We start from the raw sequence: 17,449 nt of genomic DNA, 5'->3' as shown, positions 1-17,449 counted from the left end.
GAGATAATCAATTGATTATCTCTTTCTTGCAATTTAACGTGATGAAAAAATATATAGTATCCAGTAAGTTTTTGTTACTAACGTTACTATTGTTTACTAGTGCCGCTGCCTTGCTTTATATAATGGACTCAGTTAGCTATACCAATATGATTAACAATGGCTATATCAGCAAAAACGCTGTTGAATTCATTATCAATACAGAAGAGTCTTCGCTAGACATCGACTTAAATGAGCCCTATTTGTTAATGCAATATAAACTAGACAATCCGAAATTAAAATATATCTATATTAACAAATCGGTAAAGTTGCCACCTATAAACTATAACAAACCACCACTAGCAACAGACTATATCATTACAGGTACTGTTTTTCCTGAAGGGGCCCTTTCAAAAAATATGAAAAGCCTTGTTATTGGCCAATTTGCCACACCTGGATCTTATTTGAATAGGGAGGCCTGGTATATATCAAAAACTCAACAAATCAACTTGGCCAATGGAACAAAGTTTATTCTCAATGTAGAGAGTGGAAATCCATATAAATTGATGCAAAAAATGTTCCCTAATACGAGTTATCAACTAATTGAAAATGAAGATAGAGGAACTGCTATATTGAAGTCAAATGTTCTTTTAAATGGATTCTTACTCATTTCTGTACTGTTTGTCATTATTGCGCAAGCCGTGACGGTCTATTATTCCATTCAAAGAAAAAAATCAATTGTGCAAATATTATATTTAGCAGGCGGGAAATGGCACATCATATTTCATAAAGTTTTTATAGCAGAATTCATTGCGCTATTCGTGATAATGTTATTGGAATCTTTAGTATTAATCGCAGTTAACCACTTCTATTCTACTTGGGGTAGTCATTGGTACTACGTAGCTGTTTTCTATATGTTCATAACAATTATAGGGTATTTTTTAGCCTGTCTACTAATGACAAAGTCCTTGATTAAAAAAGGAGTAAGATCATTTTGAATACAACTAGACTGCTACTAAAAAATAAAAAATTGCTTCCGTTGATAATAGGGTTACTATCATTTCTATTTTCTGTCGTTTTATTTGTACTGTTAGTAAATCTAAACATTTCAAAAATAGAAATAAGCTCAGCCAGTAAATTTCATAACTACCACATCTATAAGCTTACGGATAATTTAATAGGTGAAAGGGAAATTGAATTTTTTAAAGATGTAAAAAACTATGATATCCTCAATGATTTTAATAATGATGTACTTAAAAATAATAAAGTGGTCTTTTATAATGCCGTATTGCAGCCAATAGGCTTAAAACAATATCCTCCTGATAAGAAGTTCTCCGCCTTTTATGAATGGGGCTCTACTAATGATATTTATGAGCACGAAGGTGCGTTATATCAAACCACTAAATCGATGCAAGTGACTAAATCTGTATTTGATTATAATGTCGTTGAACTAATCGAAGGACAGTACTTTGATGATTCCGCTTATGTCTACGATGCAGGAAGAAAGGAAATACCTGTAATTCTTGGCTCTGACTATCGTCCATACTATAAGTTGCATGACCAATTAGAGATTCATCATTATTTTGAAAAATTTATTGGGCGAGTAGTAGGCTTTGCAAAGGAAAATTCATTTATTTTCACTAATAATGAGCCGCAGCAAGTACTTAATCGTTATATTCTATTACCTTCCATGTCGCTTTCTGAACAGCCTTCTGAATTGTTACAAAAAACGGAGGTAAAGGAAGTATTCTTTAGGGCACTTCTTTTAAGTAAAATGGGTGGTATTTTAATGACCAACTTAAACGCACTTGAAGTAAGAAAGGAAATTGGAGAGATAGAAAAAGTGACGAATTTCACCGATTATCAAATTATTGGTGCGAATTCGCTATCAGTTAATCTTTTATATAAAATGATTGAAACCAATCAAACACTTATTGTTACAATATCGAGTGTTGTATTTATTTTTATTTTGTGTGCTTTCTATTTGTTCGTTAAAAGCTTTATAACAAGACAATTTGATACGTATTTAGTGTTTATTATGAGTGGTGTTACAAATCATAAAATCAAAAAAAATATTCAACTTGAATTTTCAATCCTCAATGGCATGAGTATAGGATTGGCATTGTTATGCACTGTTTTATTTATGCAAGACACTACGATACTATCTATTTTAGTAATTGCCGGGTTCATCGTTTGGTTGGTATTCAATGTCGTTGTTTATCTGTTAGTAAATAACTTATTAGCAACAACGAATATCATTGAAAAGTTAAAGGGTGATTAATATCAAAAGCTTCATTACATTAGATAACATAGCAAAAGCGTATAATGAAAAAACGATATTAAATAACATTAATTTAAAATTCGCCGGTAAACAATTTATCTCTATAAAAGGACCAAGTGGTGTCGGCAAAAGCACATTGCTTAATATTTTAGCAGGACTTGAAAAGGCAGATAGTGGCCAGTACATAATGGATGGTATCGAAATGCATAAGCAAGATCTTAATGAACTCTCGAATATAAGAGGCAGTCGAATCGGCTATATTTCACAATACAACCCAATGATTCGTAACCTCACAGTTCGGGAAAATATACTAGCACCATTAGTATTAGGTAAATATGATAAAAAGCAAAGTACAACCTATAGCGATGAGCTGAGCGCATATTTAAAAATTGACCATTTACTTGATAAAAAAATTGAAAAGCTATCTGGGGGAGAAAGACAGCGGGTAGGGGTCATTAGAGCACTCGTTAAAAAGCCTACATTGTTAATAGCAGATGAGCCTACTGGGTCATTGGACGACGATACGACTAGGTTAGTGTTTAATCTTTTTAAAAGGTTATGTGGCAATGAAACAACGATTGTGATGGCTACTCATAGTCATTTAAGTTCGCAATATGTAGATCAAGAATATTGGATGAGTTCTGGGGGGATTTTATTGGACGCCAAATTGGTGAGCACTAAATAGCCTCTTAATGATTTTAGTGGCATGAGTTCGGTATTGTACTGAACTCATGTTTTAATTTTGCCTTTAGTCAGTTGTCTTTTACATACTTCAAAAACAGTAAAATTCAATGGCAATACACCTATTTTAATTGAAAAACTTTTCATTTGTCATGAATTCATCAAAAAGCATCTAGACGTCCTTCGCGTTTTTTGTTCAATAGGGTGAAAAAATGGTACAATAAAGTTTAGTAAGTTTGACAGACAAAAAGGAAGGTTTTCAATGCCGAATAATCAAACAAAGGCGCTTGTACAAGGCTCGATGATGGTTGCAATGTTTACAATCTTAATGATGATTGCAACGTATATACCAATTATTTTTATCATTGCCTTAATTTTTTCTCCATTACCGATTGCTTGGTATAGTGCACATTACAAGCGTTCCGCATCGATATTTGTAGCAGTTGTTGGCTGTATTTTAACAATGCTAACGAGTGGACTGTTCATGCTACCGTTCGCCTTTATTACGGCTTTACTTGGGGTAGTTATAGGTAATGGAATTCAATTGAAGAAGAGTAAACTTCATTTATTCATGTCAACAGGTGTCGCGGTACTTTTATCGTCAGCGCTTATCTATTTAGCCTTTGTGCAAATAGCGAAAATTAACATCATTGAAATAAGTTTAAAAGTTGCCCGTGATAGCTATGAGCAATCCAATGAGCTTGCTAAAAGTATGACGGGACAATATGCTTTCCAACCTGAAAAATTGGAGGCTACGCTTAGAGCAATGGAGCTAACGGTGCCATCGACTGTAACAATTTCCGCATTTTTAATAGCGTTTATTGTCATTACTTTAAATTTACCAATTTTAAAACGACTAGGTTTAGCAGTCCCGAAATTTCCAGCGTTTCAGCATTTGCGACTACCACGCTCAATTTTATGGTACTACATGATTATTTTGTGTATTAACCTATTTATACGTCCAGAAGCGGGCTCTATGCTAGATGTTATTGTATTAAATGTGTCATATATTTTATGGATGTTATTTATCCTTCAAGGGATAGCGTTTATCCATTATTTCATTGCGACGAAAGGGATGCCGAGCGTGGTGAAATGGGTTGCTACTATTTTAGCCATTCCACTCTCATCATTTATTATTTTACTCGGTATTATCGATTTAGGTTTCGACGTGCGTTCACTTGTGAAAGGGAAGACTAAGGAATAAGGGGCTGATGTAATGGGAACTTTTAGAAAACGACCAATCCGCTATCCGCTTTTTGTTCTTTCCATTTTTGGCATCGTGACGTTCGCGCTTCTTTGTATTTGGAATATCGGAATAGGTTTTGGCTATGGCATAGGCTTTGCGGTGTTAATGGTCTATACTTGGAAAATTGAACAAAATACTTTTGAAGAGACAGAAAAGCATATAGAGTCTATTTCCTTCCGTATGAAAAAGGTTGGAGAAGAGGCTTTGCTTGAAATGCCAATCGGAATTTTACTAGTGAATGAAGAGTACGAAATCGAATGGTCAAACCCATATATGCAAAATGTATTAGACAATGAGTCATTAGTGGGTGAGGGCATCGTCAATATTTCTGATGATATCTATGTACTGATGAAGACCGAGGAGACAAAAGAAGCAACGATAACGCTTCGTGATCGCAAATATCGTGTCTTTTACAAAGAAGAAGAGCGTTTACTTTACTTCTTCGATATTACGGAACAAATCGCAATTGAAAAACAATACTTTGCAGATCGCACCGTCATTGCCATACTATTTGTTGATAACTATGATGAAATCACCCAAGCAATGGATGATCAACCTCGTAGCTTAACCAACACGATGGTCACATCTATCGTCAACGATTGGGCCGCGGAGCATGGCATTTTTGTAAAGCGAATCTCTTCAGATCGTTTTTTAGCGGTGTTAAATGAGTCCATTTTAACGGAACTAGAAAAAAAGAAATTTACTATTTTAGATACGATTCGTGAAAAGACAGCACAAAAAAATCTGTCGCTAACGCTTAGTATTGGCGTCGGTGCAGGTTCTTCTTCATTAGTGGAACTTGGTGAGCTAGCTCAATCAAGCCTAGACCTCGTATTAGGTCGTGGCGGGGATCAGGTAGCTATCAAGCAACCTACTGGAAAGCTCAAATTTTACGGTGGGAAAACCAACCCTGTAGAAAAACGTACACGCGTAAGAGCACGCGTAATCTCACATGCATTACGTGATTTAATACAAGACAGTGACCAAGTGTTTGTAATGGGACATAAAAACCCGGATATGGACTCAATCGGCGCATCTGTCGGGGTCCGCAAAATGGCACAAATGAATGATGTAAAAGGCTATGTTGTGATTAATTTTGATGAATTAAACGGCAGTGTAACACGTTTAATGCATGAAATTGAAACGAAATCCGACTTCTTTGAGCATTTCTTAACGCCAGAAGAAGTTGCCGGGAAAATGACGGAGAAATCTTTACTCATTATAGTAGATACGCATAAGCCTAATTTAGTCATTGATCCACATTTATTAAAGCTTGCGGAAAAGGTAGTCGTCATCGACCATCACCGTCGTAGTGAAGACTTTATTGAAAATCCAACACTCGTCTATATGGAGCCTTATGCTTCCTCTACAGCTGAACTTGTAACAGAATTACTAGAGTATCAGCCAAAACGAGCAAAAATTAATATGCTAGAGGCGACAGCCTTATTAGCCGGCATTATTGTTGATACAAAGAGTTTCACACTGCGCACAGGTGCACGGACGTTTGAGGCAGCTTCGTATTTACGAACAAATGGGGCCGATACGGTTTTAGTACAAAGGCTTTTAAAAGAAGACATTATTACGTACATTGAACGTTCAAAAATTGTGCAAACGGTCAAATTCGTCAAACCAGGCATTGCGGTAGCTGTCGGTGAAGATGCTAAAATTTATGATTCTGTGTTAATTGCACAAACAGCTGACATTTTATTAACGATGAAAGATGTGAATGCATCGTTCGTTATTGCCCATCGCTCTGATGGTAAAATCGGTATTAGTGCAAGATCACTAGGAGAAGTAAATGTACAGCTTATCATGGAAAGGCTTGGCGGTGGCGGGCATTTAACTAATGCAGCTTGCCAAATCGACGCACTTTCTATAGATGAGGTAAAAAAATATTTGGAAGAGGCCATATATGAGGTACTCGAAGGGAGTTCTGAATTATGAAAGTAGTATTTTTAAAAGATGTAAAAGGTAAAGGCAAAAAAGGGGAAGTTAAAAATGTAGCAGATGGCTATGCACAAAATTTCCTAATTAAAAACGGCTACGCTGCAGAAGCGAATGCACAAGCAATGAGCCAATTAGAAGGGCAAAAGAAATTAGAACAAAAAAATGCGGCTGCAGAATTAGCTGAAGCACAAGCTTTAAAAGAAAAGCTAGAAGCCTTAACTGTTGAATTAAAAGCAAAATCAGGTGATGGCGGTCGCTTATTTGGTTCAGTTTCGACAAAACAAATTGCTGAAGCACTTCAAAAAGTACATGGCATTAAAATCGATAAACGTAAAATGACTTTACCTGAAGGCATCCGTGCACTAGGCTTTACAAATGTACCTGTAAAACTACACCACGAAGTTTCAGCAACATTAAAAGTGCAAGTAACGGAAGAATAAGGGGCGACTATCCATGAATGAACCGATGATAGACCGCGTTCCACCGCATAACCGGGAAGCGGAGCAATCGGTTATCGGTGCCATTTTTCTAGAACCACAGGCACTAATCACGGCATCGGAAATACTGCTAGCCGATGATTTTTACCAAAACGCACATAAAAAGATTTTTGAAACGATGCTGCGTTTAAGTGATCAAGGAAAAGCGATAGATGTTGTAACAGTTACTGAGGAATTATCAGCAAAAAAAGAGATTGAGGATGTTGGCGGGCTATCGTATTTACTAGAGCTCGCCAATGCTGTCCCTACGGCGGCAAACATTGCTCACTATGCTAAAATTGTTGAGGAAAAAGCGCTATTACGCCGTTTAATCCGTGTAGCTACAAAAATAGTGGAAGATGGCTACACACGTGAAGACGAAGTAGAAGCACTACTTGGCGAAGCAGAAAAGAAAATGATGGAGGTCGCCAACCGCAAAAACGCTGGCGACTTTAAACATGTAAAAGACGTTTTAGTAGAAACATTCGATAATATCGAGCAGTTGCAATCACGTAAAGGTGATGTCACAGGTATACCGACAGGATTCCGCGACTTAGACAATATTACAGCTGGTTTCCAACGCAATGATTTAATCATCGTTGCAGCCCGACCTTCTGTAGGGAAAACGGCCTTTGCGCTAAACGTTGCCCAGAGTGTTGCTGTACAAGCACGTGAAAATGTTGCCATCTTCTCATTGGAGATGGGAGCAGAGCAACTAATCATGCGTATGCTATGTGCTGAAGGAAATATTGATGCACAAGTTTTACGTACAGGTGCTTTAACAACCGAAGATTGGGGTAAACTAACGATGGCAATGGGAAGTTTATCGAATTCGGGTATTTTTATTGATGATACACCCGGTGTACGTATCAATGAAATTCGAGCAAAGTGTAGACGTTTAGCACAAGAGCATGGACTAGGAATGATTCTAATCGATTACTTACAGCTTATTCAAGGTAGTGGTAAGCCAGGTGAAAACCGTCAACAGGAAGTATCTGAAATTTCACGTTCGTTAAAAGGATTAGCGCGTGAATTAAAGGTACCTGTTATTGCATTATCTCAGTTATCACGTGGTGTAGAACAACGTCAAGATAAGCGACCAATGATGAGTGACTTGCGTGAATCAGGAAGTATTGAGCAGGATGCCGATATTGTTGCCTTCTTATATCGTGATGATTATTACGATAAAGAGTCCGAGAGTAAAAATATGATTGAAATTATAATCGCTAAACAGCGTAACGGTCCAACAGGAACAGTTACACTTGCTTTTAAAAAGGAATTCAATAAATTTATTAACGTGGATTGGTCACAAATGCCACCACCACCTCCACGTGATTAGTAATATTTATCTAAAAAAGAGATAATATTCATACCATTCCGTCATTAAACACGAACGTTAAATCATAGTAATTGATTTTATGTTCGTGTTTTTAATTACTTTTTGTTGACGAGTCGTTTCTAACATTGTTACAATAATTTACGGCTTGATTAATGAGATACAATATGTATCTAACGGAGGTGCTGATTATGACATCAGTTGTAGTTGTAGGAACACAGTGGGGAGACGAAGGAAAAGGTAAAATTACAGATTTCCTTTCACAAAAGGCAGATGCAATCGCGCGTTTTGCAGGTGGCGATAATGCAGGCCATACCATTAAAATCGATGGTGAAACATATAAACTCCATTTAATTCCATCAGGTATTTTCTACAAAGAAAAAACTTCTGTAATGGGAAATGGGATGGTAGTTAATCCAAAGTCGCTTGTAACAGAGTTAAAAGGACTTCAAGAGCGAGGCATTAATACAGATAATCTTCGCATTTCAAATCGTGCCCATGTCATTTTGCCATATCATATTAAACAAGATATTGCAGATGAAGAAAGCCGTGGCGATAATAAAATCGGTACAACGTGCAAAGGAATCGGACCATGCTATCAAGATAAAGTAGCACGTATCGGTATCCGTATGGCTGATTTATTAGATAAAGAAGTATTCGAAGAAAAACTACGTCATAATTTAGCAATTAAAAATAAATTGTTTGAGAAATTTTATGAAGTTGAAGGAATTACATTCGAAGAAATTTTCGAGGAATATTACGGTTATGGACAAGAAATCGCAAAATATGTGACGGATACTTCAAAAATTTTAAATGATGTTATAGATGAGGGTGGCAAAGTATTATTTGAAGGCGCACAAGGTATTTTACTTGATGTCGATCAAGGAACATATCCTTTTGTTACTTCTTCAAACCCTGTTGCTGGTGGTGTTGCCATTGGTTCGGGCGTTGGTCCATCTAAAGTTACAAGTGTTATTGGTGTATGTAAAGCTTATACGTCACGTGTAGGCGATGGCCCGTTCCCAACGGAATTATTTGATGAAGTGGGTCAACAAATTCGTGAAGTGGGTCGTGAATACGGTACAACAACTGGACGCCCTCGCCGTGTAGGCTGGTTTGATACGGTTGTCGTTCGCCATTCACGCCGTGTAAGTGGTATTACACATTTATCACTAAATTCTATTGATGTTTTATCGGGCTTAGAGACAGTGAAAATCTGTACAGCTTATAAATATAAAGATGAAACAATTACAGAGTACCCAGCAAATCTTCATATTATTGAACAATGTGAACCGATTTATGAAGAGCTTCCAGGCTGGTCAGAAGATATTACAGGCTGCCGCACATTAGAAGAGTTACCAGAGAATGCACGCCGTTACGTTGAACGTGTAAGTGAATTAACGGGCATTCAAATTGCTACCTTCTCTGTAGGCCCTGGTCGCGAACAAACAAACGTGTTAGTGGATATTTGGGAAGCATAATAAAGAGGCGGGAACAAATTTTCAAAAGAGAGAAAATAAAACCTTAGCTATTCTTACTATTGCTATAAATAAAAAATTAGAAGTGAGCACTAGTTGTTGGTAGCGAAGGCGGCGACTCCTGTGGGAACGCACAAAACGTAAGACGCAACAAGCCGCGCGCAAGCGAGGGTTGCGGCTTACGTTGTGCCCACGGAAAGCGTCCGCCGTAGCGGACAACAACGGTAATAGCAAAAAGTGTTAGATTGATTTGAGTCAATCTAACACTTTTTCTTTTTTATCTAAGCTGTGCTTTTTAGTGAATATCCTTCTTCTTGAAGCGACCACCTTTTACTTCGGCAATATTTCCTATTGCCAGAAATGCATGGTCGTCTATTTCAGCGACAATTGTTTTCAATTTGGATTCTTCTAAGCGCGTTATAACAGTAAAAATTACTTTTTTGTCATTGCCAGTATAGGCACCCTCACCGTGAAGAAAAGTAACCCCACGACCAAGTCGATCCATGATCGTTTGACCAATTTCATCAATCTCATCACTAATAATATAAACAGATTTCGATTCTTCCATCCCTTGTATGACAATATCAATCATTTTATAGGCGATATAGTAAGCCATAATCGAATACATTGCTTGTTCCCACGTAAAAACAAACCCTGCTACGGTAAAGATAAGAAGATTAAAAAACATAATAATTTCCCCTACCGAGAATGGAGACTTTCGATTAAATAAAATAGCTAAAATTTCAGTTCCATCTAAAGAACCGCCATAACGGATAACGATACCAACGCCAATGCCTAAAATCATACCTCCGAAAACAGTGGCGAGTAATGTGTCGGTTGTAAATGGTTCGAGATTATGTAAGAAGATTGTTGTAACGGAGAGGACTGTGATGCCAAGCCCCGTAGAAAGGGCAAAAGTTTTTCCAATCTGTTTATAGCCTAAAAAGATAAAAGGTAAGTTCAAAACGAAGATGAATATGCCTAGGGGTAAGCTTAATAAATGGGAGGTGATAATGGATACACCAACGATTCCACCATCCATAATGTGGTTGGGTACTAAAAATAGCTCTAGTCCTAATGCCATAATGATAGCGCCGATTGCAACCATTATCGTTCTGGTGGTAATTTTCCGAACTGTATTCTTTTTTTGTAGCTTTGCTTTTGATACCTTCAATGAGGTTTGTGAATCAATCAATTCTATCGCTCCAATCAACTAGTCTCTTACTTTATTTTATCGAAATATTTAAAAAGTAAAAAGCAATATGTTTACGACACCTTCAAAATAAAATAAAAAGGATAATATTTCATAATTTTTAATATAAAGAAAATTGGGTGGGTTCTGTAAATAATAGGGATTATGTAACAATTAGTAGAGAAATAATACATTTTCATTACAAAAAGGATAAAATATTCAAACAACATTTTCTTTATGATACATTAAAGTGGTGCAAAATTCTTTGTGGGTAATTAATCCTATGTTAGGTTAAAGTTGGAAGGGGCTTTATTGATGAGTTCGTCTTGGAATAAAAAAGAAGAAAACAATCGATCCACCTACAATTTTTCTTCTTTAAAAAAAGTATCAATTATTGCAGTATTAATGGCAAGTTTCGCAATAAACGTGGGCTTTACAAAAGAAAATAATCATAAAGAAGCATTAAATAAAATTTACCATGTCTATGTAGATAATAAATATATGGGCGCTGTATCTGATGATAAAGCTGTTCGCGAAATTATCGCATCAAAAGAACAACTAGCGAGTAATCAGTATAAAGACTTACGAATTGATGCGAACTCTGCGGTGAAAATCATACCAGAGCAAGTGTTTAGCAATGAAACGAAAGATGCAGAAACATTAGCAAACTTAGAGCAAACATTAGTAGCGCAAGCACCTGCTTTTACTTTATTAGTAGATAATAAGCCAATCGCTTACTTAAAAGATGCAGCTGCTTACGAAGAAACAATTCGTATGCTTAAGCTACAATATGTTTCACCACAGCAGTTAGATGATTTACTGGCTAATCAACAATCTTTAAATGAATTACCGGCTTTGCAATCGGGAGAATCACGCCTGTTAAATATTACGTTTAAACAAGATATTTCAGGTGTCAGTGAAAAAGTAGAACCAAAAAATATCGTTTCACCTGAAGAAGCAGTAAAATATTTAATGACAGGCTCTCTAGAGCAAGAGTTATATAAAATTCAATCAGGTGATGTTTTAGGCGCAGTCGCTAAAAAACATAACTTAACAACGGCTGAATTAATGGCATTAAATCCTGGTCTGACAGTAGATACCGTGTTACAAATAGGACAAGCACTCAATGTAACTGTTGCAAAACCATTTGTAACAATTGAGGTAAAACAAGAAAAGAAAATTACAGATACAATTGCATTTAAAAAAATAATTGAAGAAGACCCTACGATGTATAAAGGAGAGACCGTTATTAAGCAGCAAGGCGTGAACGGTAAAAAAGAAACGTCGTACTTAATCACTGCTGAAAATGGCGCTCGAACGTCAAAAGTAGCTTTAGAAGAAACCGTCTTACAACAACCAGTCGATCAAATTGAAGTTGTAGGGACAAAAGTCGTTTCTTCTCGAGGAACGGGTGACTTCGCTTGGCCAACAGTAGGGGGCTATATTTCAAGTGGTATGGGGCAACGTTGGGGTGCCAACCATCGTGGAATTGATATTGCTCGACCTAGTAACTACAATATACTAGCTGCAGATAATGGTGTCGTAGTAGCAGCTGGTTTTTCAGGCAGCTATGGTAATCGCATTGTTATTAATCATAATAATAGCTATACGACGCTTTATGGACATTTATCTTCCATTAAAGTTAGCGTTGGACAAGTAGTTGAAAAAGGTTCTGTTATTGGGATTATGGGCTCTACAGGAAATTCAACAGGTACACATTTACACTTTGAAGTTGAGAAAAATGGTGAGCTTGTCAATCCATTATCATATGTAGGTCAGTAATGTACTGAATTCAGAGGGGTTTTTTACCCAGGCTGAATCAAGTTAAGCCTTTGCGGATGTCATTAGATTTTAAGTGGAGCTTTTTAAGCAAACTTGAAAATTCTGGGAGATATAATACTAGGGCGTAATGGATCTTTTTTAAAAGGCAGTCCAATAGTGGGCTGCCTTTTTGTATAGTAGATTCAAAACGACGATATTTCCCGAGAAATAATTGTCGAAATAGGGAAACTGTTCGTGAATAATGCATGGAAGCTAAAAGCATGTTAGAGTTAAGAGTAGTAACTTTACAAATACACATTGTTTAGAATAGATGAATAGCGAAAGGGAGAGAATATATGAGCAAAACGATATTAGTTGTTGACGATGAAAAACCAATCGCAGATATTTTACAGTTTAATTTAATTAAAGAAGGCTACAAAGTAATTTGTGCTTACGATGGAGATGAAGCGTTAGAAAAGGTTGAAGAAGAGCAACCAGATTTAATGCTGTTAGATATAATGTTACCAAAAAGAGACGGTATGGAAGTTTGCCGAGAAATTCGAAAAAAATATGATTTTCCTATCATTATGTTAACCGCTAAAGGATCTGAGATTGATAAGGTGTTAGGGTTAGAAATGGGCGCGGATGATTATGTAACAAAGCCTTTTAGTACACGAGAGCTTATCGCGCGTGTGAAGGCAAATATGCGTCGCCTGCAAGTAGTAGCACCTGCAGCTGAGGAAGAAGCAGAAGCATCAAATGAAATTGTAGTAGGATCTCTTGTTATTCAGCCGGACGCCTATCAGGTAATGAAGCGTGATGAAGCCATTGAACTGACACATCGAGAGTTTGAATTACTACATTATTTAGGGAAACATATTGGACAAGTGATGACGCGTGAGCATCTTTTACAAACTGTATGGGGCTACGATTATTTCGGTGACGTGCGTACAGTCGATGTAACGATTCGTCGACTTCGTGAAAAAATCGAGGATAATCCAAGCCATCCAGCGTGGATTGTCACTCGTCGTGGCGTAGGGTATTATTTACGAAATCCTGAACAGGAGTAAAGGGAATGCAAAAAGTAAGCTTCTTTAAATCAATTCATGTCAAGCTTGTACTTATTTATATTTTGCTAATCATGTTAGCATTACAAATTATAGGAATCTATTTTGCCAAGCAATTAGAGGAAAATTTAAAAAGTAATTTCCAAGATTCTATTTTTCAGCGTGTAGATTTGATGCAATATAGCATTCGTGAAGAAATTTTAAAAGAGCGCGATGAAAGTATGCCTTCACTTGAGGAAAGTCTGAAATCGATTGTAAAGGAATTTTCAACAGGGTTGAAGGATGTTTCAACGGGTGACATTTTAGAAATTCGCGTAATTGATAGTAGACAGCGTATACTTGCAACTTCAGAAGTAGATAATCAAAGTTTAATTGGACAGCGCTCGAATACAGACCTTGTCCGTCGAGCGATATCCGCAGAAACACTGTTTGATATTATAAAACTTGATAATAAAACTAGAAATCGAGTGTGGGTGTTGGCAACGCCAATCCGTGAAGGGGCTGGCCCTGATGATGAAATAATTGGCGTGCTTTATATTGAGGCAAATATCGAATCTGTTTTTGAGCAGATGAATGATATTAACCGTATTTTCTTAGGGGGTACTGCCGTTTCATTAGTCGTTACGATTTTCTTAGGTATTTTAGTGGCTCGTACCATTACCCAGCCTATTGCGGATATGCGAAAACAAGCACAAGCTATGGCAAAGGGTAACTTTTCTCGTAAAGTACGAGTCTATGGAACCGATGAGATTGGTCAGCTTGCCATTACCTTTAATCATTTGACCAATCGTTTGCAAGAGTCGCAGTCGACGACAGAGGCAGAACGGCGTAAACTCGATTCCGTTCTTAGTAATATGACAGATGGCGTTATTGCTACAGACCGCAAAGGACGTATTATACTAATTAATGATCCAGCGTTAGAGTTACTGCACATTTCAAGAGATATTACATTAGGACGTCCAATCGCCTCCGTTTTAGGAATTGATCAGGAGTATAGTTTTGAAGATTTAATCCATATGAATGATGCGATTAATTTGGACTTTAGTACAGCAGATGCACCGTATATTTTACGTGCCAATTTTTCTGTTATTCAAAAGGAAACCGGTTTTATTAATGGGTTAATTACGGTGCTTCATGATATTACGGAGCAGGAAAAGATTGAAATGGAGCGTAGAGAATTTGTTTCGAATGTTTCCCATGAGCTTCGAACACCATTAACAACGATGCGTAGTTATCTTGAAGCATTAATTGATGGTGCATGGAAGGATGACAACATAGCGCCAACATTTTTAAATGTTACACAAACAGAGACCGAGCGCATGATTCGTTTAGTGAATGACTTATTACAGCTATCACGAATGGATAGTAGTAATTATAAATTGAATAAAGATATTGTGTTATTTAACTCATTCTTTAATCGGATTATCGATCGCTTTGAAATGTCTAAATCAGAAAACGTCGCTTTTGAGCGCTTACTGCCAGAGACATCATATTATGTTGAAATTGATACGGATAAGGTGACGCAAGTAATTGATAATGTGATTTCAAATGCTATAAAATATTCGCCAGACGGCGGCAATGTGCGCTTTGGTTTTACCGTCCAAGGAAATATGCTGAAGGTCATGATTTCAGATGATGGCATGGGTATTCCAAAGGAAAATGTAGGACGCATTTTTGATCGTTTTTATCGTGTCGATCGCGCACGAGCACGCTCAATGGGTGGTACAGGTCTTGGATTAGCGATTGCACGGGAAATGATTGAAGCGCACGGTGGGAAGATTTGGGCTGAAAGTGAAGAAGGATACGGGACAACGGTGTTCTTCACATTACCATATGAATTAGATGATTTTGACGAGGCAGGTGAGTGGGAATGAAATATATAGAACCGGTAAAATCGATTGTTTTATTTCTACTCGTTGTGCTAAGTATTGTGCTAACTTTTAGTATCTGGACATATTCGCCTGATTACAATGTAATTGAGCAGACAGAGGGCAAGGAAATTTTAATTGGCACACAAAAGAATGTGGAAGATGTTATTAAGCCATATAAAGCGCTATACAGCATTGACGATAAATTGACTGGAACTGTATCTAATGGTGCAATGAAAGACATTATGAAGGTTTTCGAAGGTTGGAACATTCTTGATTTAGTGCGGGTAAATAATAATATTTCTCCAACCTATATCAATGAAATGATACGTGCGAATAATCGGATGACAGTATTTTTTGCCGGAGAAATTCCTTTTTCAGAGCTTGGTTCAATGTTTAACTTTGATGAAAAAGAGTTACCAGAGACAACATTCAATCGGATTATTATAGATTGGACGAATTACACAAATAAAGAAGTACAGTTGTACTTCGTTAGTAGCTCTAATAAATCATTATTACGCTCACATGTAACGATGACAAATATTAATGAATTTGCCAAGGACATTATTGAACCAGCAGAGCTGCAAAGTCCGTATAAAGAAATAGAGCGTGAAGGCTATACTTCACTATACGTTGCGAGTGACAAAATTGAATCTGTAAAATATACGTATTATATGAATGAACTATCACCAGTACTATTTAAAAATGTATTATTCTCAGATCCAAATGTCGTACAACGTAATGTTGAAAGTGCCGCATTTGAAAAATATACAGATGGTTTGTCTCTTATGACGCTTGATACAAGGGCTAAATCATTAACGTATGTCTATCCAACTGCAGAAAGTAGCGAACGTGTTGAGCCATCGAAACTCTTCCAGGATAGTTTTGAATTTATCAATGAGCATGGGGGCTTTACAGGTGATTACCGCTATGTATCAAGCAACCCAAGTAAAAATCAAATTGATTATCAGCTTTATTTACAAGGGTTCCCTGTCTATAGTGATCAAACAACTACACGTATTACAACGCAATGGGGAGATAATCGTATTTTCCGCTATCGACGTCCATACTTCTCTTTAGACATATCGGAAAAAGAGATTAAAGAGCTACCGTCTGGAACGGAAATCGTTGAAAAAATTCAAAAGCTCAATAATATTGTTTTATCTGATATAGATGAACTATCCATTGGCTATTATTTAACGCAAGATGAAAATCTAAAATTATTTACATTAGAACCGAGCTGGTTTATTATTCGTAATGGTTCGTGGATTTTACTAACACCTGAAATGCTTGGGGGTGTAAAAAATGGATTGGAATAGAACAAAATCCATTTTTATTGTCGTCTTTTTAATATTAAATATTTTCTTATACTCATTGTATGTGAATCGTTACAATGAGGCGCAAAGCGTAGAGGTAACAGGGGAGAAAACAATTGATGCCCGTTTAAAAGAGGATAATATTACGTATGGCGTGTTGCCGCATAGTGTAGACTCTGCTACGTATATTAAAGGCAAAGTTCATATTTTTACGGCTGCTGATTTTACCGACTCTAATCAACAAGTAAGTTTTGTAGATGGAAAATTTGAAGGAAAAGAGGCGCACGTAGATTTAGTAAATCCCATAAAATTGCGCAATGTCAATGATGATGCAAGCTTCACAGAATTTGTAGAGGCAAATATTAAAGAAGGTGCTTCCTATGGATTATGGAAGGTCAATCGTGATGAACGTTTCGCCATCTTCTTTCAAAAAACAAATAATCGAATGCTCTATTACAATAAGAGTGGTCTGTTAAGAATACAATGGAATGCCAATGATGAAGTGACGATGTATGAGCAAACGAAGCTAGACAATATCGAGGAAGTGGAGCAACAACAAAGTGTGCTGCCACCGATTCAAGTCATTCAAGCTTTATACGCTAAAGGGCTTTTAAAACCAGATTCGCATGTTGAGCATATGCAGCTGGGCTATTCTACACTTGTCTACTTAACGCAAACGCAAGTATTGTTGCCAACATGGGAAGTTCGCGTAAAATTATCAGACGGTGAAATAGAAGAGTATTTTGTAGATGCTGTAAAAGGTATGATTATAGAAATACAAGAAGACAAGCAAGAGGTTGAAGAAGAAGACTGGGGAGTTTAAT

The 17,449-nt window shown here is 36.9% G+C and carries 14 protein-coding genes; 13 read left to right on the top strand and 1 reads right to left on the bottom strand.

Going from position 1 to position 17,449, the window contains the following annotated elements; all coding sequences use genetic code 11:
- The first annotated feature begins 11 nt into the window (after positions 1 to 11).
- The 8 genes from ACKVEV_RS16895 (at position 12) to ACKVEV_RS16860 (ending at position 9,424) form a co-directional block, all read left to right on the top strand.
- Positions 12 to 974, top strand: a complete 963-nt coding sequence (locus ACKVEV_RS16895) for a hypothetical protein (protein WP_409367450.1) — start codon at positions 12 to 14, stop codon at positions 972 to 974.
- Entirely contained in the window at positions 971 to 2,257 is a 1,287-nt protein-coding gene (locus ACKVEV_RS16890) for a hypothetical protein (protein WP_409367449.1), read from the top strand. Before ACKVEV_RS16895 ends, ACKVEV_RS16890 begins: the two co-directional genes overlap by 4 nt.
- Entirely contained in the window at positions 2,250 to 2,942 is a 693-nt protein-coding gene (locus ACKVEV_RS16885; protein WP_409367448.1) for an ABC transporter ATP-binding protein, read from the top strand. Before ACKVEV_RS16890 ends, ACKVEV_RS16885 begins: the two co-directional genes overlap by 8 nt.
- 258 nt (positions 2,943 to 3,200) lie before the next feature.
- Complete coding sequence (locus ACKVEV_RS16880) at positions 3,201 to 4,142, top strand: YybS family protein (protein ID WP_409367447.1); 942 nt, start codon at positions 3,201 to 3,203, stop codon at positions 4,140 to 4,142.
- A 12-nt stretch (positions 4,143 to 4,154) separates the two neighbouring features.
- Positions 4,155 to 6,128 carry a DHH family phosphoesterase gene (locus ACKVEV_RS16875; RefSeq protein ID WP_409367446.1) on the top strand — a complete coding sequence of 658 codons (1,974 nt, stop codon included), beginning with the start codon at positions 4,155 to 4,157 and terminating at the stop codon, positions 6,126 to 6,128.
- Entirely contained in the window at positions 6,125 to 6,571 is a 447-nt protein-coding gene (rplI, locus tag ACKVEV_RS16870; RefSeq protein WP_402927505.1) for a 50S ribosomal protein L9, read from the top strand. The genes ACKVEV_RS16875 and rplI overlap by 4 nt, the downstream gene beginning before the upstream one ends.
- A gap of 13 nt (positions 6,572 to 6,584) precedes the next feature.
- The gene (gene dnaB, locus ACKVEV_RS16865) at positions 6,585 to 7,946 is read left to right on the top strand and encodes a replicative DNA helicase (RefSeq protein ID WP_402927503.1); all 1,362 of its coding nucleotides are present in this window, start codon (positions 6,585 to 6,587) and stop codon (positions 7,944 to 7,946) included.
- Between the two features lie 188 nt (positions 7,947 to 8,134).
- Positions 8,135 to 9,424, top strand: a complete 1,290-nt coding sequence (locus ACKVEV_RS16860; protein ID WP_402927502.1) for an adenylosuccinate synthase — start codon at positions 8,135 to 8,137, stop codon at positions 9,422 to 9,424.
- A gap of 292 nt (positions 9,425 to 9,716) precedes the next feature.
- On the opposite strand, the gene ACKVEV_RS16855 is transcribed toward ACKVEV_RS16860, so the two are convergent.
- Positions 9,717 to 10,634 carry a YitT family protein gene (locus tag ACKVEV_RS16855; RefSeq protein WP_409367445.1) on the bottom strand — a complete coding sequence of 306 codons (918 nt, stop codon included), beginning with the start codon at positions 10,632 to 10,634 and terminating at the stop codon, positions 9,717 to 9,719.
- A 294-nt stretch (positions 10,635 to 10,928) separates the two neighbouring features.
- Here ACKVEV_RS16855 and ACKVEV_RS16850 point away from each other — a divergent pair, with 294 nt between their 5' ends.
- From ACKVEV_RS16850 to ACKVEV_RS16830, 5 genes are all read left to right on the top strand, one after another.
- Positions 10,929 to 12,395 carry a peptidoglycan DD-metalloendopeptidase family protein gene (locus ACKVEV_RS16850; RefSeq protein WP_409367444.1) on the top strand — a complete coding sequence of 489 codons (1,467 nt, stop codon included), beginning with the start codon at positions 10,929 to 10,931 and terminating at the stop codon, positions 12,393 to 12,395.
- A 335-nt stretch (positions 12,396 to 12,730) separates the two neighbouring features.
- Positions 12,731 to 13,444, top strand: coding sequence for a response regulator YycF (gene yycF, locus ACKVEV_RS16845; RefSeq protein WP_402927499.1), 714 nt, complete (start codon positions 12,731 to 12,733; stop codon positions 13,442 to 13,444).
- Positions 13,445 to 13,449: 5 nt separating this feature from the next.
- Positions 13,450 to 15,315, top strand: coding sequence for a cell wall metabolism sensor histidine kinase WalK (gene walK, locus ACKVEV_RS16840; RefSeq protein ID WP_409367443.1), 1,866 nt, complete (start codon positions 13,450 to 13,452; stop codon positions 15,313 to 15,315).
- Entirely contained in the window at positions 15,312 to 16,628 is a 1,317-nt protein-coding gene (locus tag ACKVEV_RS16835; protein WP_409367442.1) for a YycH family regulatory protein, read from the top strand. The genes walK and ACKVEV_RS16835 overlap by 4 nt, the downstream gene beginning before the upstream one ends.
- The gene (locus ACKVEV_RS16830; RefSeq protein WP_409367441.1) at positions 16,615 to 17,448 is read left to right on the top strand and encodes a two-component system regulatory protein YycI; all 834 of its coding nucleotides are present in this window, start codon (positions 16,615 to 16,617) and stop codon (positions 17,446 to 17,448) included. The genes ACKVEV_RS16835 and ACKVEV_RS16830 overlap by 14 nt, the downstream gene beginning before the upstream one ends.
- The last annotated feature ends 1 nt before the right edge of the window (position 17,449 follow it).

Origin of the sequence: Lysinibacillus sp. 38-6 (genome assembly GCF_046245175.1) — a bacterium.
Taxonomy (GTDB): domain Bacteria; phylum Bacillota; class Bacilli; order Bacillales_A; family Planococcaceae; genus Lysinibacillus.
Note: the sequence above shows the minus strand (reverse complement) of the source record. Positions and strands in the feature narration are given on the sequence as shown.

What these genes read in the sequence shown, in the direction of transcription:
- ACKVEV_RS16830 (WP_409367441.1), top strand. Translation starts at nt 16,615, where the DNA reads ATGGATTGGAATAGAACAAAATCCATTTTTATTGTCGTCTTTTTAATA.
- rplI (WP_402927505.1), top strand. Translation starts at nt 6,125, where the DNA reads ATGAAAGTAGTATTTTTAAAAGATGTAAAAGGTAAAGGCAAAAAAGGG.
- ACKVEV_RS16880 (WP_409367447.1), top strand. Translation starts at nt 3,201, where the DNA reads ATGCCGAATAATCAAACAAAGGCGCTTGTACAAGGCTCGATGATGGTT.
- walK (WP_409367443.1), top strand. Translation starts at nt 13,450, where the DNA reads ATGCAAAAAGTAAGCTTCTTTAAATCAATTCATGTCAAGCTTGTACTT.
- yycF (WP_402927499.1), top strand. Translation starts at nt 12,731, where the DNA reads ATGAGCAAAACGATATTAGTTGTTGACGATGAAAAACCAATCGCAGAT.
- ACKVEV_RS16850 (WP_409367444.1), top strand. Translation starts at nt 10,929, where the DNA reads ATGAGTTCGTCTTGGAATAAAAAAGAAGAAAACAATCGATCCACCTAC.
- ACKVEV_RS16875 (WP_409367446.1), top strand. Translation starts at nt 4,155, where the DNA reads ATGGGAACTTTTAGAAAACGACCAATCCGCTATCCGCTTTTTGTTCTT.
- ACKVEV_RS16860 (WP_402927502.1), top strand. Translation starts at nt 8,135, where the DNA reads ATGACATCAGTTGTAGTTGTAGGAACACAGTGGGGAGACGAAGGAAAA.
- dnaB (WP_402927503.1), top strand. Translation starts at nt 6,585, where the DNA reads ATGAATGAACCGATGATAGACCGCGTTCCACCGCATAACCGGGAAGCG.
- ACKVEV_RS16835 (WP_409367442.1), top strand. Translation starts at nt 15,312, where the DNA reads ATGAAATATATAGAACCGGTAAAATCGATTGTTTTATTTCTACTCGTT.